The organism is Kitasatospora sp. NPDC101157, from assembly GCF_044768255.1.
In the GTDB taxonomy this organism is placed as follows: Bacteria; Actinomycetota; Actinomycetes; order Streptomycetales; family Streptomycetaceae; genus Kitasatospora.
In genome coordinates this window covers 160,776-183,037 of sequence record NZ_JBIWPL010000002.1, presented here as the reverse complement: position 1 = coordinate 183,037, position 22,262 = coordinate 160,776, and the positions used below count along the sequence as shown (strand labels likewise).

The 22,262-nt window shown below is 74.3% G+C and carries 19 protein-coding genes, 2 pseudogenes and 1 riboswitch; of the genes and pseudogenes, 10 read left to right on the top strand and 11 right to left on the bottom strand.

Annotated features, from left to right (window positions below; translation table 11 throughout):
• The first annotated feature begins 38 nt into the window (after positions 1-38).
• Positions 39-1,646 (top strand): neuraminidase (sialidase), encoded by a 1,608-nt coding sequence (locus ACIRVF_RS04270; RefSeq protein ID WP_402813442.1) that lies wholly within the window; start codon positions 39-41, stop codon positions 1,644-1,646.
• Between the two features lie 151 nt (positions 1,647-1,797).
• On the opposite strand, the gene ACIRVF_RS04265 is transcribed toward ACIRVF_RS04270, so the two are convergent.
• A complete protein-coding gene (locus ACIRVF_RS04265; protein WP_402813439.1) occupies positions 1,798-2,304 on the bottom strand; it encodes a DUF3995 domain-containing protein in 507 nt (168 codons plus the stop codon).
• Positions 2,305-2,540: 236 nt separating this feature from the next.
• Between ACIRVF_RS04265 and ACIRVF_RS04260 the strand changes: the two genes are divergently transcribed.
• Positions 2,541-3,047 carry an RNA polymerase sigma factor gene (locus ACIRVF_RS04260; RefSeq protein ID WP_402813437.1) on the top strand — a complete coding sequence of 169 codons (507 nt, stop codon included), beginning with the start codon at positions 2,541-2,543 and terminating at the stop codon, positions 3,045-3,047.
• Positions 3,044-3,541 carry a hypothetical protein gene (locus ACIRVF_RS04255; protein ID WP_402813434.1) on the top strand — a complete coding sequence of 166 codons (498 nt, stop codon included), beginning with the start codon at positions 3,044-3,046 and terminating at the stop codon, positions 3,539-3,541. Before ACIRVF_RS04260 ends, ACIRVF_RS04255 begins: the two co-directional genes overlap by 4 nt.
• Positions 3,542-3,564: 23 nt before the next feature.
• On the opposite strand, the gene ACIRVF_RS04250 is transcribed toward ACIRVF_RS04255, so the two are convergent.
• Complete coding sequence (locus tag ACIRVF_RS04250) at positions 3,565-4,278, bottom strand: IclR family transcriptional regulator (protein WP_402813431.1); 714 nt, start codon at positions 4,276-4,278, stop codon at positions 3,565-3,567.
• A gap of 209 nt (positions 4,279-4,487) precedes the next feature.
• Positions 4,488-4,630: riboswitch (SAM riboswitch) on the bottom strand.
• 148 nt (positions 4,631-4,778) lie between these two features.
• Positions 4,779-5,564: a class I SAM-dependent methyltransferase gene (locus ACIRVF_RS04245; RefSeq protein WP_402813428.1), complete on the bottom strand. Its 786-nt coding sequence runs from the start codon at positions 5,562-5,564 to the stop codon at positions 4,779-4,781.
• A gap of 292 nt (positions 5,565-5,856) precedes the next feature.
• Here ACIRVF_RS04245 and ACIRVF_RS04240 point away from each other — a divergent pair, with 292 nt between their 5' ends.
• The 6 genes from ACIRVF_RS04240 to ACIRVF_RS04215 all read left to right on the top strand — a co-directional run bounded on the left by ACIRVF_RS04240 (position 5,857) and on the right by ACIRVF_RS04215 (position 15,015).
• The gene (locus ACIRVF_RS04240; RefSeq protein WP_402813425.1) at positions 5,857-7,101 is read left to right on the top strand and encodes a hydroxymethylcytosylglucuronate/cytosylglucuronate synthase; all 1,245 of its coding nucleotides are present in this window, start codon (positions 5,857-5,859) and stop codon (positions 7,099-7,101) included.
• 22 nt (positions 7,102-7,123) lie between these two features.
• On the top strand, positions 7,124-7,495 hold the full coding sequence (locus ACIRVF_RS04235; protein WP_402814605.1) for a hypothetical protein: 372 nt from the start codon (positions 7,124-7,126) through the stop codon (positions 7,493-7,495).
• Complete coding sequence (locus tag ACIRVF_RS04230) at positions 7,450-8,904, top strand: M1 family metallopeptidase (protein WP_402813422.1); 1,455 nt, start codon at positions 7,450-7,452, stop codon at positions 8,902-8,904. The genes ACIRVF_RS04235 and ACIRVF_RS04230 overlap by 46 nt, the downstream gene beginning before the upstream one ends.
• Positions 8,905-8,991: 87 nt before the next feature.
• On the top strand, positions 8,992-10,812 hold the full coding sequence (locus tag ACIRVF_RS04225; protein ID WP_402813419.1) for an RNA ligase family protein: 1,821 nt from the start codon (positions 8,992-8,994) through the stop codon (positions 10,810-10,812).
• Positions 10,812-13,748: an RNA repair domain-containing protein gene (locus ACIRVF_RS04220; RefSeq protein WP_402813416.1), complete on the top strand. Its 2,937-nt coding sequence runs from the start codon at positions 10,812-10,814 to the stop codon at positions 13,746-13,748. The genes ACIRVF_RS04225 and ACIRVF_RS04220 overlap by 1 nt, the downstream gene beginning before the upstream one ends.
• A gap of 61 nt (positions 13,749-13,809) precedes the next feature.
• Complete coding sequence (locus ACIRVF_RS04215) at positions 13,810-15,015, top strand: MFS transporter (RefSeq protein WP_402813413.1); 1,206 nt, start codon at positions 13,810-13,812, stop codon at positions 15,013-15,015.
• A 69-nt stretch (positions 15,016-15,084) separates the two neighbouring features.
• Here ACIRVF_RS04215 and ACIRVF_RS04210 read toward each other — a convergent pair whose 3' ends face one another.
• Positions 15,085-15,447: a PRC-barrel domain-containing protein gene (locus ACIRVF_RS04210; protein WP_402813410.1), complete on the bottom strand. Its 363-nt coding sequence runs from the start codon at positions 15,445-15,447 to the stop codon at positions 15,085-15,087.
• Between the two features lie 240 nt (positions 15,448-15,687).
• Here ACIRVF_RS04210 and ACIRVF_RS04205 point away from each other — a divergent pair, with 240 nt between their 5' ends.
• Positions 15,688-16,131 (top strand): ATP-binding protein, encoded by a 444-nt coding sequence (locus ACIRVF_RS04205; protein WP_402813407.1) that lies wholly within the window; start codon positions 15,688-15,690, stop codon positions 16,129-16,131.
• Between the two features lie 172 nt (positions 16,132-16,303).
• On the opposite strand, the gene ACIRVF_RS04200 is transcribed toward ACIRVF_RS04205, so the two are convergent.
• The 7 genes and pseudogenes from ACIRVF_RS04200 to ACIRVF_RS04170 form a co-directional block, all read right to left on the bottom strand.
• Complete coding sequence (locus ACIRVF_RS04200) at positions 16,304-16,678, bottom strand: transglycosylase SLT domain-containing protein (protein WP_402813404.1); 375 nt, start codon at positions 16,676-16,678, stop codon at positions 16,304-16,306.
• 592 nt (positions 16,679-17,270) lie between these two features.
• Positions 17,271-18,490, bottom strand: a pseudogene (locus ACIRVF_RS04195) (PP2C family protein-serine/threonine phosphatase).
• A 58-nt stretch (positions 18,491-18,548) separates the two neighbouring features.
• Positions 18,549-18,899 carry a hypothetical protein gene (locus ACIRVF_RS04190; RefSeq protein WP_402813401.1) on the bottom strand — a complete coding sequence of 117 codons (351 nt, stop codon included), beginning with the start codon at positions 18,897-18,899 and terminating at the stop codon, positions 18,549-18,551.
• A gap of 87 nt (positions 18,900-18,986) precedes the next feature.
• Positions 18,987-19,547: a DUF2165 domain-containing protein gene (locus tag ACIRVF_RS04185; RefSeq protein WP_402813398.1), complete on the bottom strand. Its 561-nt coding sequence runs from the start codon at positions 19,545-19,547 to the stop codon at positions 18,987-18,989.
• Positions 19,548-19,612: 65 nt separating this feature from the next.
• Positions 19,613-21,003, bottom strand: a pseudogene (locus ACIRVF_RS04180) (amidase).
• Complete coding sequence (locus ACIRVF_RS04175) at positions 20,990-21,199, bottom strand: hypothetical protein (RefSeq protein ID WP_402813395.1); 210 nt, start codon at positions 21,197-21,199, stop codon at positions 20,990-20,992. Before ACIRVF_RS04175 ends, ACIRVF_RS04180 begins: the two are co-directional and overlap by 14 nt.
• A 70-nt stretch (positions 21,200-21,269) precedes the next feature.
• The gene (locus tag ACIRVF_RS04170) at positions 21,270-22,205 is read right to left on the bottom strand and encodes an MBL fold metallo-hydrolase (protein ID WP_402813392.1); all 936 of its coding nucleotides are present in this window, start codon (positions 22,203-22,205) and stop codon (positions 21,270-21,272) included.
• Between the last annotated feature and the right edge of the window lie 57 nt (positions 22,206-22,262).

Genomic DNA, 22,262 nt, shown 5'->3' with positions numbered 1-22,262 from the left:
CACCAGGCAGTTTGCCGCCGACGACCATGGGGGTCTCCATGCAGTTCCGCACCAGAGCGTCGCTCGCCACCGCGACCGCAGCGCTCGTCCTCGCCGCCGTCGCGGGCGGCGCACCGGCCGGTGCGAGCACGACCGATGGCAGCACGGACGGCGCGAGTGCGGCCCGCCCACCGCTCGCCCTGATCTCGCCCGGCGATCCGTACGCCACCTGCGACCTCTCCGCGGACGGCCCGGGCACCAACCACCCGGCCGCCGAGGACGAACCGTACGCCGCCTCCAACCCGCTGGACCCGGCCGACACGATCACCATCTACCAGCAGGACCGCTGGTCCAACGGCGGTGCCCGGGGCCTGAGTTCGAGCTACACCACGGACGGCGTGCACTTCACCCAGACCGCCCTGCCGTTCACCCACTGCGCCCCGGGCGGGCTGGCCTACCAGCGGGCCTCCGACGGCTGGGTGAGCTTCGGCCCCGACGGCACCGCCTACGCCAGCGCCCTGGTCTTCGACGCCACCACGCCGCGCAACTCGGTGGCGGCCGCCACCTCGACCGATGGCGGTCGCAGCTGGCAGCACGTCACCGAGCTGATCAGCGACAACGACCCGGCGATCACCGACGACAAGAACGCCGTCACCGCCGACCCGGTGCACCCGGGCGTCGCCTACCAGGTCTGGGACCGGATCGACCAGGTCAGCAGCCCTGCGCCCTACTTCGACGGGCCGGGCTACATCTCCATCACCCGCGACCACGGCCGCACCTGGAGCCCGGCGAAGCCCTTCGTCGTCACCAGCACGACGCCCAACACCCAGACCATCGGCAACCAGATCGTGGTCGACCCGCGGACCGACACGCTGTACGACTTCTTCGACTCGATCACCTTCACCGACGGGACGGCCACCACCGTCAGCGACGTGCACTTCGGCATGGTCACCTCGACGGATCAGGGACGGACCTGGAGCCAACCGGTCCGGGTCGCCGCCGACACCTCCGTCCCCGAGGTCGACCCGAACGCGCCCGCCGACGCCACCAAGTCCCTCCGGGCCGGCGCCGGGCTGCCGAGCGTGGCCGTCGACCCGCAGACCGGCGAGCTGTATCTCGCCTACGAGGGATCGGAGTTCACCGGTGGTCAGTACGACGCGATCCAGCTGGTGCACTCCACGGACGGCGGCCGGACCTGGAGCGGCCCGACCCGGATCAACCAGGCCCCGGGCGCCCCGGCGTTCACCCCGTCCATCAGCGTGACCGCCAACGGCACCGTCGCCGTCAGCTACTACGACCTGCGCTACCTCACCCCGGGCAACACCACCACGCTGCCCACGGCCGCCTGGCTGCTCAGCTTCCCGCGCGGCGGCGAGGAGAGCCCGGTCGAGCGCCAGATCTCGCCGGTGTTCGACTGGCTCCAGGCGCCCTTCGCCGGGGGCCACTTCCTCGGCGACTACCAGTCGCTGATCAACGACGGCCGCCAGATCCGTCCGGTGATGGTGACCGCCAACGACGCCCAGCCGCTGAACTCCACCGACGTGTACAGCGGCCACTTCCAGCCCGGCACCCTGCGCAGCCCGGCCGCCGGCGCGCCGGGCGCACAGGCCGCACGCGCCGCGGCGCCCGTCGCCGGCCCGCGCGCCGTACAGCACCTGCGGCGCTGACCCGGCCGGTACGGGCGGACGGACGGCGTCCCGCGGCTCCTGCCTCCTCGGGGCGGAGCCGCGGGACGCCGTTCGGGTTCGGCCCGGACTCGGTCCGGGTCCGGGTCCGGGTCCAGGTCCGGAGCCGGAGCCGGAGCCGGAGCCGGGAAGCTCAGGCCCGCGCCACGCCCGAAACCGAACCGCCCGTGGGCGCCGTGCCCGCAGGCGTCGTCTCCGCGGCTGCGACCTGCCGGGCCGCCCGGCCGAGCACCAGGCACAGCGGGGTGTAGAGCAGCAGGTTGAGCCAGTAGAAGGTGTCGCCCGGGTCCGCCCAGGAGCCGGTCACCCAGACCAGTCCGACCGCGCCGCGGGCGAGCAGTCCGCAGGCCACCGCCCGGCTCCCCCAGCGCGGTAGCAGGGCGGGCAGCCGGCGACCCAGGGCCGGCAGCCGACCGCCCCGGACCAGCACCAGCGTCGCGCCCGAGAAGAGCATCCCCGCGAGCGGCACCAGCCCCTGCGGGGTGAAGGGCACCTGGGTGTTGAGCACCAGCTGCGAGAGCCGGGTGGTGCCGTCCACCGGCCAGGTCCGGCCGGTGGCCCAGTAGAGGTGGACCAGGCCGTCCACCGCCAGCACCGCACCGACCGCGGTGGCCCTGTTGCTGATCTTCGTCGACTTCATGCCGTCACCTCACGGGGTCTCAGGACGCTCGAACACCCGAAGGAGCACCCCGCAGGACGATCCGTTCCTGTGACGAGGAACACTGCCCCCGGGCGAAGTCGGCAGGGAACGTTTCTCCGCTCCGGGTCCTCCCTCTACGGACCCCGGACGCCCGGACGCCCAGACGCCGGACCCGGTCGCCGAGCGCCGACCGACGACCGACGACCGTCAGCAGTGGAAAGAGCGGAGACAGCACCATGCAGGAGCCACCGCCCGGCCTCGCCGAGCTGGTGAGAACCGCCCAGGGCGGCGACCAACTCGCGGTCGGCCGACTGCTGGACCTGATCACCCCGTACGTCCGGCGGCTCTGCGGCCCGATCGCGCTGGACGACGGCGCCGACGCGACCCAGGAGGCGCTGATCGTGGTCTTCCGCAAACTGCGCCAACTCCAGGACCCCGAAGCGCTGTACGGCTGGGTCCGGGCCATCGCGGTGCGGGAGGCGGTCCGGTACGCCAACCGGGCGGCACGCTCGCGGCCGGCCGAACTCGGCGAGGTCCCCGCGCCCGGCGATCCCCAGCTCGCCGCGGACATCCGCGACGTGCTTGCCCGGCTCTCCCCCGAGCACCGCGCCGTCCTGCTGATGCGCGACCTGGAGGGGCTGGACGAACGACAGACCGCGGCGCTGCTCGCGGTCGCGCCCGGGACGGTCAAGTCCCGGCTCTCCCGGGCCCGACTCAGCTTCCGAAAGGCGTGGCAGCAGTGACCGACACCCCGATGCCGCAGTGGCCCGTCGCCGACTTCGACCCGGTCCGGCGGCTGCACGTGATCGCCGCGACCGCGCCCGGGGCGGCCCGGATCGGCGAGACCGTCCTCGACGCGCCGTTCGAGCGGGTCTGGGCGCTCGCCCAGGACCTGGAGCGGACCATGCCGCTCTGGATCCCCGACGTCCGCACGGTGCGACTCGTCCGGTCCGCACCATCCGGTTCGCTGCCGACGACTTCGCTCCAGGCCCGGATCCAGGGCCGCACCCGGCTCCGGGCGACGTTCGGGATCGACCTCGCACCCGGCTGGTGCCTGATGCAGAGCCGCCTGGTGCTCGGCGGGATGGCGGCCCGCCCGGAGACCGACCGCACCACTCGCTTCGCCTTCCTCGGCGGCCTGCGGTTCCCCGGCGCGCGCCTCCTCGCCCCCGCGCTGCGCCCCTTCACCGGGGACCCACTGGCGCGGTTCGCCGCTCTGCTGGACGAGAAGGAGTAGGAGGCGCCCGGGGGGAGGGGGGGTCAGGTTCGGTGCAGGGCCTCGGTGAGCCGGGCCGCCGCCTCGACCACGGCCTGGGACAGCCGGGCGCCGGGGTGGCGGGTGAGCCGTTCGATCGGACCGGAGACGGACACCGCCGCCACCACCCGGTTGGACGGGCCGCGCACGGGTGCGGACACCGAGGCCACCCCGGGCTCGCGTTCGCCGATGGACTGGGCCCAGCCGCGACGCCGCACACCGCTGAGCGCGGTGGCGGTGAACCGGGCGCCCTGGAGGCCGCGGTGGAGCCGCTCGGGCTCCTCCCAGGCGAGCAGGACCTGGGCCGCCGACCCGACCTTCATCGGCAGGGCGAGGCCCACCGGAACGGTGTCGCGCAGCCCGAAGAGGCGCTCGGCCGCCGCAACGCAGATCCGCACGTCGCCCTGCCGGCGGTAGAGCTGGGCGGTCTCGCCGGTGAGGTCGCGCAGCTGGGTGAGGACCGAGCCGGCCGCTGCCAGCAGGTGGTCCTCACCGGCGGCCGCCGAGAGCTCGGCGAGTCTCGGGCCGAGGACGAACCGGCCCTGCACGTCCCTGCCGAGCAGGCGGTGGTGTTCCAGTGCGACGGCGATCCGGTGGGCGGTCGGCCGCGCCAGGCCGGTGGCGTCGACGAGTCCGGCCAGGGTGGCCGGACCGGCCTCCAGGGTGCCGAGGATCGAGGTGATCTTGTCGAGCACTCCGACGCCGCTCGTGTTCTCCATGTTCTCCATGGACGGGTACTCCAGTCTCGAATCCCGTGGGCCGCGGGTGGGTCCGGCTCACGGACGCTCCGGTGGGGTGGGGAGCGGGGTGGTCAGCGAGGACGGGCCTGCGGATGCGGCCGATTGCCTGCGCCGGACACGAGACGGGTACGCGGAAGGGCCGGGGCGGGAAGCGCCCGGGCGAAGGACAGCACAGAGAGCACCGTGTCTCCTCATCTTTCCCGCGCCACGTTGGCGACAGGCCGGAGTTGGCACTGATCCCGGACGGCACGGCGCGTACTTCGGACGCCGGGACGAACGGGGAGTTGCCGGGGCTTCGTAGGGCCGGTCCCTCCACCCCTCTGGATGATTCGCGACGAACCATACAAGACTTCCCGGGCGCCCCGCCAAACTTTTCCCTCACCCGCACACCCTGGACCCCACCCGGAGGTCAGGGCTGAGCAGCGCCCCGCCGGACATGCCCCTCAACCGCGCCCGGCACCCGCCGCGAGGAGCGACGGTCACTCCCGGGCACGGCGGACGATCAGCATGTCCTGGGTGTGGCCGATGGCGTAGCCGCCGTCGGGACGGGCGAAGTGCTGCTGGACGTAGGCGGCGACGGCGCCCCTGGTCGGGCGGGCGTCGAGGGCGGCGAGATCGGCGACGTTGACCATGAATTCGGCGACGTCGACGGCTTCGGCGAGGTGGGGCGTGCGGTAGTGGAGGACGAGGGTCTCCAGGGCGTAGTCGTGGGAGGGATGCTCGGCGCGCAGGCGGTCCAGGAGGGGGCGCAGGTCGTAGCGGACGCCGGTGAAGTGGGCGGCCATCCGCATGCACGGGCTGTCGGGGTTCTGCAGGACGATCAGCAGGGCGCCGCCGGGTGCCGTCCAGCCGAGGGCTCGGGTGGCGGTGGGGAGCCAGTCCGGCTCCGGGACGTAGTAGAGCACGTGGGAGAGGTGGACCAGGTCGCCCGGCCCGGGCGGGGCGGCGCGCTCCAGCGGCTCGGGGAGGACCAGGGCGTCCGGGCAGGCGGCGGCGAGCCTCTCGCGCATGGCGGCGCTCGGCTCGACGGCGATCGTGCGGTCGAAGTACCGGGCGAGGTGCGCGGTGGTGCGGCCGTCCCCGGCGCCGAGGTCCAGCAGGACCCGGCGGTGCGGGAGGGTCATGGCGATGTCGCTCAGCCGGGCGTGGGTGCGGGGCTTCTCGTCCGTGCCGGCGAGGAAGAGGCCGAAGGCCCGGCGGTAGTCGGGGCCCGAGGTCTCCAGTACGCGGACCGGATCGGTGTCGGCGGTCGTCGGCTGCTCCATCGGGCGGCCCTCTCCTGTGGTCTGCGGTTGGCGCTCGGCCCGGGTCGGCGCCCATTGCAGCCCGGTACGGCGGCCCCGGGGCGCAGGGACGTTCCTGCCCGCGTGTTGCGGGCGGGGCGAGGCGACCGGCCCGATCACTGGACGACCCTCCGTCAATGCGCTGACGCGCAGCTTCACCTGGTGGGGTGGTTAGCTTTCATTTTTCGGTAGGTAGCCGAATCAAGCCCGTTTCTCTCGCCTGGTACGAATACGGACGACAGGAGATCCGGTACGGGCGGGGGAGTTGACACGGATGCGGGCGAAGGCGGAGACCAGGACGGTTGCCGTGGCCGGGGTGGAGTTCGGCTGGGGCAGCTCGGGGAAGTTGAGCGCGGTGCTGTCCGCCCTCCGGGGTACCGGCGGCGACCGGCTGAGATTCATCGGGCTGGCCTCCGGACTGGGGAGATCGGTGCTCGCCGAGCAGCCGGTCGAGCGCTGGTTCGACCTCCCGGACACCCGGTCGGAGGCGGAGCTGAGACGGATCGTCCAGGCGCAGCGCGTGGAGGCGGCGCTGGTGGTACTGGACGGCGGGCTGGCGAAGGCGTTGCGGGCCTGCGGGGTGCCGGTGGTGTTCGTCGACAGCCTGCCGTTCCTGTGGACGGACGGGGACCGCCCCGACCTCCCGCTGGACGCCGAGGTGTACTGCGCCCAGCGGTGCGTGGAACTGCCCCGCCAGGGCGCCCGGGTGCTGGCCGACGTGCACCAGCTGCGCTGGGTGGACGCCGTGATCGCCGACGGCGGAGTCTCCCGGAGCACCGCGCCGACGCGCTACCCACGTCGGGCCCTGCTCAACCTCGGCGGCCTGCGCGCGCCCCGACTCGCCGACTGGGCCGGCTATCCGCGGCTCGTCCTGCCCCCTGCCCTGGAGGCGCTCACCGCGAGCGGGATCACCGAGGTGCACATCGCGGGCAACCTGCCCGCCTGGCTGGCGGCACAGTTGGTGGACTCCTGCGCGCATCCGGCCACCACCACGGTCGGCGCCCTCCCCCACGAGGACTTCCTGCGCCGCCTCGCCGAGTGCGACGTACTGCTCACCTCCCCCGGCCTGACCACCCTCCTGGAGGCGGGGCAGCTCGGGACCCCCACGCTCTGCCTGCCGCCGCAGAACCTCAGTCAGATCTTCAACGGCCGCTTCCACAGCCGGGCAGTCGGCACCGACGTGCGCCTCCGCTGGCCGGCGGAGGTCTTCGACGAGGACGAGGTGCTGGCGCTGCGCACCCACGGCGTGGGCAAGGCCCTCGACCTGATCTACGGCGGCATCGCCCGAGCCGCCGACCTCGGCCGCCACCGAACGGCGACGGCCGTACGGCAGGGGCTGGTCGAGAAGCTCAAACGCCTGGCCGACGGGTTCGGGGCCGGCGCGTCCGCCCCCGGCAACTCCGACCCCGGCAGCTCCGTCCCCGGCAGCTCCGTCCCCGACTGGACGGCGATGACGAGGTCGGTCGGAACCGCCGGCGCCGCGCAGGTCGCCGACGCTCTGCGCCGGCTCATGGTCTGACCACAGGAGCCGCGCGGGGACCCTGCTGCTGCCGCTGTCCGGCGCGGGTACGGTCCGGCGGATCACTCCGACGGAGGAGCTGGTGCGTGTCCCCGGAGTGGTCGGGGCCGTTCTCAAGATCGGTGTCGGCGACTCGGTCGCCGCCCGGCGGCCCTCGGACAACGCCTCGGGGTACGTCCGGGTGGTGGGCGCCTCGATCGAGGAGGTGGAACGGCGGATGCGCGAGGTGCTCGGCCTGTTGAGCGTCGAGCTCGGCGCGCCATCCGCCGAACCGTCCACCGCCGCCTCGCCCGGCACCACCCCTGCTTCCCCTACCGCTCCTCCCTTCCAACGACAGGAGACCACGGCGTGCGACGCCTCCACCCCCTGTTCGCCGTCCTCGCCGTGCTGCTGACGGCGGCCACCGCCCCGCCCGGCCACGCCGCTACCACCGCGACTGCTGCCGCTGCTGCCACCCCCGCCGCCGTCAGCGACACCGACCCGACGCGTACTCCCGGCACCCCCGCCTACACCGTCGATCTGAACAGCGACGACACCGGCGCCCACTGGCGCGGCCACGAGCGGATCACCTTCAGCAACGCCTCGCCCGACCCCCTCGACGAGGTGTACCTGCGCCTCTGGGACAACTTCCGCGGCGGCTGCGCGCGCCCGTCCGTCCGGGTGACCGGTCTGAACACAACCCAGACCACCCAGCCGCCCCAGGCCGCCCGAACCATCCGGACCACGCCGGCCACTCAAGCCGCCCAGGACGCCCAGGACCACTACGAGGTCGACTGCACCGCCCTACGCGTCCCCCTCGCCCGCCCGCTGCCCCAGGGCGCCTCCGGCACCGTCGACTTCGACCTCACCGTCGACGTCCCGGACGGCATCGACCGCTTCGGCCGCGACGGCGCCTTCAGCTTCATCGGCAACGCCCTTCCCGTCCTCGCCGTCCGCGACCAGGCGGGCTGGCACCTCGACCCGTACTCCGAACTCGGCGAGTCCTTCTACGGCCTCAGCTCCGACTTCGACGTCACCCTCGACCACCCCAGCGGCCTGCTGGTCCCCGCCACCGGCACCGCCGTCGACACCCCCGGCGAGCCCGGCCGTACGGTCACCCGGATCGGCGCCCGCAAGGTCCGCGAATTCGCCTGGGCCGCCGGCCCGTTCAGCCGCATCGAGGGCCGGTCCCCGGACGGCGTCCGGGTCGCCGTCTACTCGGTCGCCGACATCGCCCCCAAGGACGCCCAGGACATGCTGGACCTCTCCCTGCGGACCATCGACGCCCACTCCGCCCGCTACGGCGCCTACCCGTACGGGGACCTGGCCCTGGTGCTCGACAACCGGTTCGACTTCGCCGGCATGGAGTACCCGGGCTTCGTCCTCGACTGGATCCGGCCCTCCGCCGTGATCCACGAGCTGGCGCACCAGTGGTGGTACGGCATCGTCGGCGACGACCAGTACCGCACGCCCTGGCTCGACGAGTCCTTCGCCGAGTACGCCATGGCCGTCGCCATGGGCGACACCGGCGAGGGCTGCGCCGCCAGGACGCCCTGGCGGTCCGCGGACGAACGCCTCACCAACCCGATGAGCTACTGGGACAACCACCCGGACCGCTACGTGCCGGTCATCTACGACCACGGCTCCTGCGCCCTGCACGAACTGCGCCGCCTGATCGGCGCGGACACCATGGCCACCCTGCTGCGCGACTACGCCCGCGCACACTGGTACGGCGTCTCCACCACCGCCGACTTCAAGGCCGCCGCCCAGGCCGCGACCTCCGTCGACCTGACGCCCTTCTGGCGCGAGCACCGCATCGACTGAGCCGCACGGCAGTCCGATATTCGGTGGCCCGTCCCTTCCGTCCGCTCCTACAGTGGCCGCCGGATCAAGGACGCCAGGGAGCGGAACATGCGCGTGCACTACCCCCGGACGCCGCATCTCCCCTGGTCACCGGGGGCTGCGGCGGACGACATCAGGACCGGGGACCTCTCCGGCCTGGCCGGGGCGGAGGTCGTCGTCACCGAGAAGCTGGACGGCGAGAACACCACGCTCTACGCCGACGGCCTCCACGCCCGCTCGCTGGACTCCGCCCACCACCCGTCCCGGGCCTGGGTCAAGGGCCTGCAGAGCCGGGTGGGCCCCCGGATCCCGGCCGGCTGGCGGGTCTGCGGCGAGAACCTGTTCGCCCGGCACTCCATCCCGTACACCGACCTGGACAGCTGGTTCCACGGCTTCTCGGTCTGGACGGACCGGGACCACTGCCTGGACTGGGACGACACCGTCCGCTTCCTGCGCCGCCTCGGGGTCCCGACGCCCCGGGTGCTCTGGCGCGGCCGCTACGACGAACGGGCGCTGCGCGCCCTGCGGTTGGACCTGGACCGGCAGGAGGGCTACGTCGTCCGAACCGTCCGCGGCTTCCCCCGGGCCGAGTTCGGCGAACGGATCGCCAAGTGGGTCCGCCCGCACCACGTCCGCACCGACACCCACTGGATGCACGCCGCCGTGGTGGAGAACGGCCTCGGCCCGAACGCCGCGCTCTGGGACGTTCGCGCCGGCCAGCTGCCGGACCTCCCGCTGCTGGCCGAAGCCTTGGCATTCCCAGAACTCCACTGCCCGCAGGAGGAATTGGCGGAGATTTCCGCCCGGCTGGACGAGCTGGGCCGCACCGGCGACGCCCGACTGGCCGGCGTGCTCGCCACCGCGCTGCGTCGCACCACCCATCGGAACCCAACCGCCTCTCAGCTCGCCCCCCAGCCCGCGGAGCCCCGGCCCGCCACCCGGCTCGCGGAGCCCCGGCTCGCCACCCGACCGGCCGCACCCCAGCTCGCCCCCCGACTGGCCGACCGCCTCGGCCTGCCGCTGGCCCGCCGGGTCGCCGACCTGGTCGCCCTCCACTCCGGCCTCCAGCAGCCGTACCCGGACGAGGAGCGTCGCGCCGGCCTGGTCCGGCTCTCCGCCGCCGCCGACCTCGGCGTGCTGCACGCGGTGGCCGCGACCGCCGCCCCGGGCCCCGCCGAGCGCGAGCAGGTCGCCTGGTCCGCCCTGCACGCCGAGGACGCCGGACTGCTCGGCGCCGACCCGCTGGCCTGGCTGCGCACCGGCCTGCGCGAGGCCCTGGCCGAGCTCGACCCGGACGCCGCCGACCGCTGCTGGGCCCAGGCCCGCGAGGCCTACGCGCTCGGCCGGATCACCACCGTCGAGGAGGCGGTCGCCGCCACCTGGCGCTGGCGGGACGGCCGCTTCCCCCGGCTGGTCCACCTGAGCGGCCCGTCCGGCAGCGGCAAGAGCACCTTCGCCGCCGCACTACCCGGCGTCTCCACCCGGATCAGCCTGGACGACCTGCGCGCCGCCCTCGGCTCGCGCGCCGACCAGCGCCACAACCCCGAGGTGCTGCGCAGCGGCCTGGCCCGGCTGGACGCGGCCCTCGCCGACCCGGCCGCCACCGTGGCCTGGGACGCCACCTCGCTCAACCGCGAGCAGCGCTCCCACGTCCACGGCATCGCCCGGCGCCGCGACGCCCTGGTCACCCAGGTGGTGCTGCTGGTCGGGGAACAGGAACTGCTGCGCCGCAACGCCGTCCGCCCGCATCCGGTGCCGTCCGAGGTGCTCACCGCCCAACTGCACCGCTTCAGCCCGCCGCACCCCGGCCAGGCGCACCGCACCTGGTACGTCGGCCCGGGTGGCACCGTGGAGGACACGGCGGGCACGCTCGACTCCGAGGAGGAGTGATGCGCCCCATCGAACAGGTCTGCCAGCGCATCCGCTGGGACGCCCGCTTCGACCCGGCCCGGTTCACCCTGGGCGTGCGTCAGCGCGACGACCGCACCAAGCGCGTCCCGCTGGAGGCCTTCGCCGCCTCCGGCGAGGTTCCCTGGCACCGGGTCCGCTGGGTCGAGGCGGACGGCGTCGTGGTGTGGGACCGCACCACCGGCGTGGACGTCCTGGACACCACCGAGGCAGGGCGCCGCACCGAACCCCGCCACCTCCCCTCACCCTTCTTCAGCGCCGTCACCCCGTACGCCTGGCGGCCGGACGGCGGCTGGCAGCCGCACGAGGCCCGCACCGAAGCAGCCGGCTCGAACAACCTTCGCGTGGTCACCTGGAACACCCTGTGGGACCGTTACGACGCCGACCGGATCTCCACCACGCGCCGCCGGCCGCTGCTGCTCGCCGAGCTGGAGGCCGCCGACGCCGACGTCATCGCCCTCCAGGAGGCCGAACCGGCGCTGGCCGCCCAGCTGCTGGCCGCCCCCTGGGTCCGCGACGGCTACACCCTCGGCGGCGACCCGTCCGGCGGCGACGTGGCCGAGTACGGACTGCTGCTGCTCAGCCGGCTCCCGGTGCTCGAAGCCGGACGGCACGTCCTCGGCTCGCACAAGGCCGTCATCGCCGTCACCGTCCGGACGGCCGACGGCCCGCTGACCGTCGCCGCGGTCCACCTGAGCAGCGACCACTCGACGGACGGCCCCTCGCGCCGCCAGGCCGAACTGGCCCGGCTGGCGGAGGGACTGTCCGGCGTCGAGGGCGAACTGCTGCTGCTCGGGGACTTCAACGACGCCCGCTCCGGCCCGGACGGCCCCGCCGCCGCCCTGGGACTGCGGGACGCCTGGACGCAGGTGCACGGCCCGGCCGACGACACCCCCACCTTCGACCCCACCGCCAACCCGCTGGCCGCCGTCTCCTCGCTCACCGGCCGGCCCGGCCGGATCGACCGCGTGCTGCACCGGTCCGACCGCGCCCGCGCCACCGCGGCCACCCTGCTCGGCGACCGGCCGGGCCCCGACGGACTCCACCCCTCCGACCACTACGGCGTGACCGTCGACCTCACTCTCGACGACGCCTCCTCCCCGGAGACGCTGGACGCCGCGCCCACCCCCCGGACCGCCCTCGCCTGGCTGCCGCCCGAGGAACTCTGGCCGCCGATCCAGCAGTTGCGCGCCGCCCACGACCCCCAGATCCGGCGCTGGCCCCCGCACGTCAACCTGCTGTTCGGCTTCGTGCCGGAGTCCGCGTTCGACCGCGCCCTGCCGCTGCTCGGCGCGGCCGCCGCCGAGGTCGCCCCGTTCACCGCCCGGCTCGACGGCGTGCACACCTTCGGGCACCGCGAGGACGCCACCGTCTGGCTGGACCCGGCCGCCGCCGCGCCGGAGCCCTGGGCCGCACTCCGGCACGCCCTCGAACGCCGCTTCCCCCGCTGCCGGGGCCGCGCCGAGGGCTTCACCCCGCACCTGAGCCTCGGGCGCAGCGCGGACCCGCAGCGGGTGGCCGCGGACTGCGCCGCCCGGTTGACGGGCGTGGACGCCCGGGTCGGCGAGCTGGTGGTGCTCTCCCGTCGGGGCGACGAGCCGATGCACCCGCGCGCGGTGGTCGCGCTGGGCACCGGCGAGGTGCGGCTGGTGCCGGAGGACCCGGCGGTGTCGCTGGGTGCCGAAGCGCCCGAACGCACCGCCGTTGCCGACGAGTTGGCCCGGCGAATCACCTCGGCACTGCCCGAGGGCATCGTCCACACGGTGGGTTCGCGGCGCCTGGGCTGCCAGTTGGACGGCGGCGACCTGGACCTGGTGGCCGCGCTCCCGGGCCCGGCCGACCTGCCCGGGGTGCTGGCCCGGGTGAGGGCCGCCGTGCCGCAGGCCCGGCGGGTGCGGGAGGTACGCGGCGCCCGGGTGCCGGGGCTGCGACTGGAGACGGACGGGCTGACCGTCGACCTCGCCCTGGTGTTCACCGGCGCCCTGGATCCCGCCCGAGCCGTTCCCCGGCGCGCCGAGTTGGGTGAGGCGGCGGCCCTCGCGCTGAGCGCGGTGACGGACGCCGAGGCGATCCTGTCGGCGCTCGGGGAGCGGCACCCCCGCTTCGTCCGGCTGGCCCGGCAGGTCAAGGCCTGGGCCCGGGCGCGCGGCCTGGACGGTGCGCCGTTCGGCCAATTGCCCTCACTGGCCTGGTCGGTGCTCGCCGCCCGCACCGTCCTGTCGGCCCCCGACGCCCCCGACGCCTCCAGTTCCTCCGATGCCTCCGAGAACGACCTGTTCCAGGGCTTCACCGAGACCTGGGCCTCCTGGGACTGGCGCCAGCCGGTCACCCTCACCGGGGAGTTCACCGATCACGGCTCCGCCGCGCTGACCGTCCTCACCCCTTCCGCCCCCGTCCGCAGCTGCACCACCCAGGTCGGCCCGGACACCCGCGACCTGCTCACCGAGGAGCTCTACCGCGCCTGGGAACTGACCACCACCGACCCCGACCCCTGGCCCGCCCTGCTCTCCCCGCCCCCGCTGCACCGCCGGCACGCCGCCTGGGCCGTGATCAGCGCCGACGAGGAGTCCGCCGGCCCCGTCCGCGGCCGCCTCCGCACCCTGCTCGCCGCCCTGGAGGAGGCCGGAGCCACCCGGATCCACGCCTGGCCCCACCCCTACCGCACCCCCGACGGCCGCATCCACTTCCCGATCGGTCTCGGCCCCGTCCCTCTCCCCCGCGCCCAGCTCACTCCGATCGCCACCGCCTGGTCCCGCGGCCTGCCCGGCGTCCAGGTCGAGCACGCCGAGTGCGGTACCGTCCCGACCCTCGCGCCCAGCTCACTCCGATCGCCACCGCCTGGTCCCGCGGCCTGCCCGGCGTCCAGGTCGAGCACGCCGAGTGCGGTACCGTCCCGACCCTCGCCCGCTGACGGGTGACGGCGTGACGGGGCACGGCCCGCCGCGGGCGGCCGGACCGGCACGAAGTACCGTGCGCGTCATGACCTCTCCGATTCGCCGGTTACTGGTGGGGCGCACCGTCGCCGCCCTCGCGACCGCGCTGATCCCGACCACCCTCACCCTCGCGGTCGTCCGTACCGGCTCGGCCGCGGACCTCGGCCTCGTGCTGGCCTGCGAGCTGCTCCCCATGCTCGTCCTGCTGCCCGTCGCGGGCGTGGTCGCCGACCGCTTCCCACCGCAGCGGGTCGTGCTCACCGCGGACCTGACGCGCGCCGCCGCACAACTCGCGATCGGCGCGGAACTGCTCGTCGGCCGGGTGCGGATCCCCGATCTGGCCGTGCTGTCGGCGGTCACGGGCGGGGCCGTGGCCTTCGGGACGCCGGCCGTCCGTACGCTGGTCGCCGCCGTCGTGGCCGGACCGGCGCGTCTTCGGACCAACGCCCGACTCGGCGCCGCGCAGGGGCTCGCGCAGATCGCGGCTCCTGCGGCCGCCGGCGGCCTGATGCTGCTGGTGGGGGCCGGCTGGTCCTCCCTGCTCACCGGCACCCTGTTCATCGCGTCCGCCACCACTCTGGGCGGGCTGCGGCTGGACCGCTCCCTCCCCCGCGCCGAGCGGAGCGCCTTCCTGGGGGAACTGCGCGAGGGGTGGGCCGAGACCCGCCGTCATCCCTGGTTCCTGGCCAACGTCCTCGGCCACGGCGTGTGGCACCTGACCGCGGGCGTGCTCCTCACCCTGGGCCCGGTGATCACCGCACGCCACCTGGGCGGGGACACCGCCTGGGTCGTCATCGCCGAGGTCGGCACGGTGGGCACGGTGGCCGGTGTCCACGCCGCCTCCCGGCTGCGGATCCGCGACCCACTGGTCGGCGTCGCCGTCGGCGCCGCGGTGTTCGCACTCCCGCTGACGGCCTTCGCCCTCGTGCTACCGGTCCCGGTCGTCGCGGCCGCCTACTTCGCCGGGATGTTCGGCGTCGGCGTCCTCAACCCGCTGTGGGAGACCACCATGCAACGCCGCATCCCGCAGGAAGCCCTCGGCCGCGTGGGGTCCTTCGACACCCTGATCTCCTTCGCCGCCCGCCCGCTCGGCCTCGCGGTCGCCGCGCCCCTCGCTGCGGCCATCGGGACTTCGGCGCCGCTGTTGCTGGGAGCGGCCCTGGTGGGCGCGGCGAATCTCGCCGTCCTGCTGCTCCCCACCGTCCGGGAAGCGCCCCGCACGCCCGCACCGGCTGCCGAACAGGCCTGCTGAACCCGCGCGTCGGACCGTCCGGTCAGCCGGTGCGACCTGGGAGCGGGGACCGGCGCCCCGGCGGGCCGATCAGAGGAAGGGACCGACGTAGAACGGGCCGTAGTAGGCGTTGTAGCCCGCCTGGTAGTCGGTACCGGTGCCGTGGGTGGGGTCGAACGCGGGGCCGTTCTTGATCTCGTCCTTCGTCCGGTCGACGTACACCTTCTTCTCGTGCTGGTCGACCCTGGCGACGGTGGCCGCGGGCAGCAGGACCCGGGTGCCGAAGATCCACGGGCCGGTGTCGACCACGAGGTAGGAGGCACCGACCTCCTCGGAGTGCTTGTCGATCTTGCCGATCGGGCCGTCGGAGGCTTCGACGTGGAAGCCGACCAGGTCGGTGCCCGAGACGTGGCCGGATTCGGAACGGAACTCCCAGATCGTGTTGGCGCTCATGGCTCTCCTCGTGTCGCGGCGTCGCCCGTGCGACGCGTTCCGTGACGACCGCCTTCCCGCGCGCTCGGGTTCCATGCCGGCGGCTCGCGCCCCCGCCTCCGGACGCAGAGCGCGGAAGCGCCACCGACAGGACGCGTCAGCGTTCCTGAGCACAGGTCAGCGGACGGGATGTGACCCCGGTCGCATGCGGTCGCCGGATGGGGGCAGACGAATCTCGCACCTACCGGAAGGGAGGCCTTCATGTCCAGGAGCGGCGGAGTGGGATGGGCCCGGCGGCTTCCGCTCGGCGCGGGGGTACGGGCGGGGCGGGAGTGGGCGAGGAGACACCTGGAGGACCTCGGCTGGAACCGAGACGCCCCGGCCGTCGCGGACGCGGTCGTGCTGGCCGTGTCCGAGCTGACCACCAACGCCCACGTCCACGCCGGCAGCGACGCGGAGCTGGTGCTGACCTGGGACGGACGCTGCCTGCACCTGAGCGTCCACGACCACAGCAGCCGACTGCCCCGCCGCCGGGCGGCGACGCCGGAAGCCACCGGGGGGCGCGGCCTGGCGCTGGTCGACGCGCTCGCCGACCACTGGCACACCCGGCTGGAGAAGAACGGCAAGACCGTCACCGCCTACTTCCACCCGCCGGACGCCGGTCAGCCGTACGGGAGGCAGTGCCTGAGCTCGTCGAGCCCGTAGCCGTGACCGCCCCGGGCGGCCCGCAGGACGGTGCGACGGTCCCCGCCCTCGGGCGTGGGTGAAGGAAGCACGAGGGCCCGGGCCCGCGCTCGTTCGCGCGGGCCCGGGCCCTCGTCGGTCACCCCGGCGACCCCTGTCCGACCGCCGAGGCGGAAGGAGCCGAGTGGTCGGCTCAGTACCAGTGGTGGGTCTGCCAGAAGGACCAGGCGGCGTTCGGGCTGCCGTAGCGGGTGTTCATGTAGTCCAGCGTCCACTTGATCTGGGTGGCCGGGTTGGTCTTCCAGTCCGCACCGGCGGAGGCCATCTTGGAGGCCGGCAGCGCCTGGCCCAGCCCGTAGGAGCCCGAGCTCGGGTTGGTCGCCGTCACGTTCCAGCCGGACTCGTGCGAGATGATCTGGCTGAACGAGGCCAGCTGGTCCGCCGGGACGATCCGGGCGGCGACGGCCTGCGGGGAGGCGTCCGCGGCCGAGGCCACGGTGGGGACCACCGCGGCGCCCAGGGCGGTCACAGCGGCGGTGCCGGCCAGAATCGCGGCAGAGGTACGCATACGGAGCTTGAAAGCGGGCATGTAGAACAAGACCTCAATCGGGTTGGGCCGGTGTCACGCCCCGCCTCGACCGTGGCCGGACAGGGGCCGAACGGTCGGGGGGCGTGACTCGGCGGTTAGCCGCATCCGGCGGGACAGGAGCCGGTGCAGCCGACGACGAATGCAAAGCTGCCAGACCGGATCCGCGGCCGCCAAGACCCCCTCAGCACGATCCCCCGTCGTAGCCGGAGACACCGGCACCGATTCGACGGCGGAGCACCAGGGCGAGCGGGTGGCCCCCGGCAACCCCCTCCGCGCCTGCCCGAGCCGCCTCCCGCCCTCCTCACCGGCCCGTCCTCGAAGCGCGGGGCCGGACACCACTATCCGCCGTCGTACAGCGCATTCGCGTGTGAGCGCACTCACCACGCGATCCCCGGCACTCTCACCGATCGGCCGACCTCCATCACGCTGAGCCACCGACGCCGACAGCCTGACGGACGGTTTGCCCGCCGCATGCACCCCACCCCTGGCTCCGGACACCGGCCCCGGCCGGCGGGCGCGAGGGGGTGAGGGGGTGAGGGGGTGAGGCCGTCGACGACCGTGACGGCCGGGGTCAGGAGGGATCGGTGAAGAAGGCGTCCACCGGGGCCGAGGCCGCGGGCTGCCACTCGATCATCATGATCGTGGCGTCGTCGGAGAGCAGGTTGTCCTGGTGCTCCAGGATCGCGTGGATGAGCCGGCGCAACGCCTCGGGGGCTTCCTCACCGGCGGCGGTGGCCCGGATGACGAAGTCGGTGAAGCGTTCGAGGCCGAAGAGTTCGCCGCCGGCGCCCCTGGCCTCGGTGACGCCGTCGGTGTAGAGGAGCAGCCGGTCGCCGGGCTGGAGCCGGAGGGTCTGGGCGGTGCGGGGCCCCTCGGAGAGCGCGCCCAGTCCCAGGGGCGGTTCCGACACACGGGCGAGGGCATCCGCGACGACCTGCTGGTCGCGGATCAGCAGGGGCGGCGGATGGCCGCAGTTGATCCACTCCAGTGCCCCGGCGGCCACGTCCAGGCGCAGCAGGATGCCGGTGGCGAAGCGGTCGGGCAGCCAGTGCTGGAGGGTGTCGTCGATGGTGGCGACCAGGGCGGGCAGGTCGGCGCCGTTGCGCCGGGCGTTGCGGCAGGCGGTGAGGGCAACGGCTGCGGTCAGGCCGGAGGCGAGGTCGTGGCCCATCGCGTCGAGGACGGTGGCGTGCAGGACGCCTGCGGCCAGCGAGTGGTCGAAGGCGTCCCCGCCGAGGTCGTAGGCGGGTTCCAGGACGGCGGTGGACACGACCTGTCGGTGCGGACGGTTCGGGGCGGAAGGAAGGCGCGCAGCATCTCCGCGGGGAGGCTCATGGGCTCCGCGCGGGTGCCCAGGGCGTAGCTGTCGCTGGTGTCGCGCTTGGACGTGATCACCACGGCGAGCAGCGCGGCGAGCAGTCGGCAGCGGTGCAGCGCCTCGCGGTTCAGGCGGTCGGTCCTCAGACACAGGACACCGAGCCGGTCTGCGCCGTCGGACATGGGGAACCAGGCCACCAGTCCGTTGTCGTCCTCGGTGACGCGCAGGGAGGCGGTGCGGAAGGCCCAGCCGGCGCTGGTGCCGTCGATCGGCAGTCCCGGACCGCCCGCGATGGGGACGAGCCGGTGCTGTTGGATGTCGACGAGGTAGACGGTGCCGGAGCCGATGCCGAGCGCCCGGGTGTAGTGCTGGGCGATGGCCGGAACGTCCCTGGGATCCAGGGTGCGCCCCGAGGCGAGGAACCGTTCCAGCAGGTGTTCGACGGGGCTGAGCGGCGGTGTCGGGTCGGCCATTCCTCCAGGGGACGTGATGTCCGCCCCGGCCGCTACCCAGTGGGTCCGTCCGGCGGCGTCAGTCGCCCTGGGACCAGGCGGCGACCGGCAGTGACAGATAGACGCCGAAGTCGACGAGCCCGGTCGCGGCGCGGATGCCCTCGTGGAGCGCGTCCACCCGCTCCTGCCGGTCGGCCGCCCTGCTGGCGAACCACTTCGACTTGATCTCGATCACCACCGACAGCCCACTGCGGTCCAGCGGGCCCAGCTGCCGGAAGCGGATCTCGACGTCCCCCGGCTGCAGATCGCCGTCGTACGGTTCCTCGGGGCACTCCACCGCCAGGGACACCAGATGCGGCAGCACCGAACCCAGTGCGCGCAGGGAGGGCTCGGGCACGGTGGGCGCGTAGGTCACGTCGACGAGCGGCATACCGGCCACCCTAGGGCCTGCGTCCGTCCGGACCCGCGGCGGGCACCGGAGGCGCGGTCCCCGCCGTCCACCGGGGCGCGGGTTCGCTCAGTCCACCGGGGCGTGGGCGCGCTGCGGCAGGTTCACCACCAGGAGGGCCAGTCCCGCCAGGGTGACGTTGCGGATCGCCGCGTCCAGGCCGTTCCACGCCTTCGACTGCCACATCGCGAACCACTCGCCTCCGATCCCGATGAACCCGGCCCCGAAGAGCAGCAGCATCAGCAGCAGGCCGAGGGTGCTGAGCCGACGCGCCACTGCCGGCCGCAGCCACCAGGCGAACGTCCCCGCCGTGAGGACCAGGGCGCTCAGCGCCTCCCAGGCGATGATCGCGACGTACGCCGCGTTCTGCAGCCCGGGGGACGTGACGGCACGCCACATCAGGTCCTGGTCGCGGAAGGTGGTGTCCATCGCCAGCACGTGCTGGACGAACCGCTGGTTGGTGGCGAAGTCGGTGACGTTCCCGAAGACCACGAGCAGCAGGTAGAGCGCGTTCGTCCCGGTGAGCACGGCCGCCGCCGCGCGCGGGGAGCCGAGCGCGAGCAGGCGATCGCGGACGGTGCGGCCGCCGGGGCTCGCGGGCGCCGGGTTCGCGGAGTGGGTGGTCGTCATGCGGAACAGGCTAGCCCTTGCCCGGAGTTGACCGCTGGGCCGCGGACGGCCGGCACCAACCCCGCTCAGGCCGCTGCGGCCAGCGCCCGTGCGGGCTGCGTCGACTCGTAGGCGCGGCCGACCCGTAGGAGCACGGGCTCGCCGAGGGGGCGGGCGAGCAGTTGCAGGCCGATCGGCAGGCCGGCGGGGTCGTGGCCGACCGGGACGGTCAGGGCGGGCACCCCGGTGATGTTGGCGGGGGCGCTCAGGCGCACGTAGGCGTCGGAGACGCCCTCCACGGTGCCGTCCGGCCAGGTGACCGTCTCCTCCCCCCGTCCGACCGCGGGCATCGGGACGCTCGGGGCCGCGATCACGTCGACCTCCGCCAGCATCCGGGCCCACGCCGCGCGCATGAGCGTGCGCGAGCGCTGGGCACGGAGATGGTCGCCGGCGCCCATCAGCCCGCCGGCCTCCAGGAGGACGCGGACGTCCTCCTGGTACAGCTCGGGGACGGTCCGCAGGGTGCCCTCGTGGTAGGCGGCGGCCTCCGGCACCATCAGGCCCCACTGGGTGGCCCGGATGTAGCGGGCCATCGGGACGTCGACCTCGACGGGCCGCGCGCCCAGGGCTTCCAGTTGCCCGACGGCGTCCCGGACGGCGGCCTCCACCCGCGGGTGGACGTGGTCGAAGTAGTAGGTGCGCGGCACGCCGAGGCGCAGCCCCGTCAGGTCGGTGTCGGGACCGGGCCGGTAGTCGGCGGCGGGCACGCGCAGCGAGGCCGGGTCGCGGGCGTCGTGTCCGGCCAGCGCGGTCAGCACCAGGCCCGCGTCCTCGACGGTGCGGGTGAGCGGGCCGACGTGGTCCAGTGACCAGGAGAGGGGGGTGACGCCGTGCCGGGGGACGAGGCCGTAGGTCGGCTTGAGGCCGACGACCCCGTTGAGCGCGGCGGGCACCCGGATCGACCCGCCGGTGTCGGTGCCCAGGGCGAAGGTGGCGGCGCCCGAGGCGACGGCGACCGCGGAGCCGCCGCTGGAGCCGCCGGCGACCCGGGTGCGGTCCCAGGCGTTGCGGGTCTGCGGGGTGGTCAGGCCGAACGCGAACTCGTGGGTGTGGGTCTTGCCGAGCAGGACGGCGCCGGCCGCACCCAGGCGCGCGGCGACCGTGCTGTCCGCTCGCGCTCGGTGGCCCGCGCGGACACGGGACTGGCCGTGGTGGGCATCCCGTCGACGTCGATCAGGTCCTTCAGCCCCATCGGGACGCCGTGCAGGGGTCCCCGGTAGCGGCCGTGGGCCACCTCGTGTTCCGCTTCGGCCGCCGCCCGGCGCGCCCGCTCGGCGGTGACGGTGACGTAGGCCCCGAGGTGCGGGTCCACCTCCTCGATGCGGTGGAGGACGGAGTCGACCAGTTCGACCGGGGACAGCCGCCGGGCCCGGATCGCGTCCGCGGCGGCGGCGAGGGACAGCTCATACGGCTGCATCGTGGTTCTCCTGGACGGGCTGGTAGGCGGCGGCGGGCGGGACGTCCTCGAAGTCCAGTTCGCGCAGGACGGCGACGACCTGGTGGATGTGGTCGGCGACCGCGGCCACCGCGGCCCGGCGCTCGGCGGGCAGGACGAGTCCGGCGCGGGCGGCCCAACGGGCGGCCTCCGGGGGCGTGAGTGCGACGGTGGGCACGGCTGCGGTCCTTCTCGGTCGGAGCGGGATGGCGTACGGGAGGCCGGGCCGTAAAGGCCAACGGTATGCGTTAGGCGGCGGCCGCGAGCGCGGTGCCCGGCTCGGCGAGCAGCCGGTAGCGGCCGCCGTCCCGGCGGACGGTGCCGGCGGTGGGGTGCGGGAAATGGGTGCCCAGGAGCAGCGCGTCGGTGTCCGCCAGGGAGTCGAGCAGCCGGGCGCGGGTGCGGACCGCCTGGGCGGGGGCGGTGTCGACGCAGCTGTTCAGGTGGGGGTGGGACAGCTGCACCGGGTGGTGGATGCTGTCGCCCGTGATCAGCGCCCGACGGTCGCCGCCGCGCAGTTCCACCGCGACCTGGCCCGGGGTGTGGCCGGGGGCGGGGACCAGGAGGACGCCCGGTGCGACCTCGACCCCGGGCCCCTGCTCGGGCACGGCCACCAGGTCGTACTGTCCGGCGTCGCGGACGGGGTGGACGGAGTCGCGGAACATCTGGGCGCGGGCGGGGTCCAGGTCGGTGGCGGCCCAGTGGTCCCATTCGGTGCGGCCGGTCAGGTAGCGGGCGTTGGGGAAGGTGGGCACCCAGTCGTCCCCCGCGGGGCGGGTGTTCCAGCCGACGTGGTCGGTGTGCAGGTGCGTGGTGATCACCAGGTCCACCGAATCGGGTGGGAAGCCGGCCGCGGTCAGGCGTTCCAGGAAGTCGGTGTCCAGGCCGTTCCAGGCCGGGTTGGCCCTCGGTTTGGCGTTGCCGATACCGCTGTCCACGATGATCCGCAGTCCACCGGCCCGCACCGCGAAGCTGTGGCTGGCCAGCCGGGGGACGTCGGCGTCGGCGAAGTCGGGGCGCAGCCACGGCGCCTGGTCCAGGACGTCCCCGGTGGCGTCCGGCAGCAGCCAGGGGCCGGTGGGGCGCGGCAGTTCGATCTCGTCGACCCGGTGCACGGTGAGGCCCCCGAGGCTCCATCCGGTGCTCGTGACGGGGATGCCCGGGCGGGGCGCAGCGGTGCTCATCGGGAGTCCTTCCGACCGTTAAGGCGAAGACTTTGCGTTAAGCACTCTAGGCGCCGG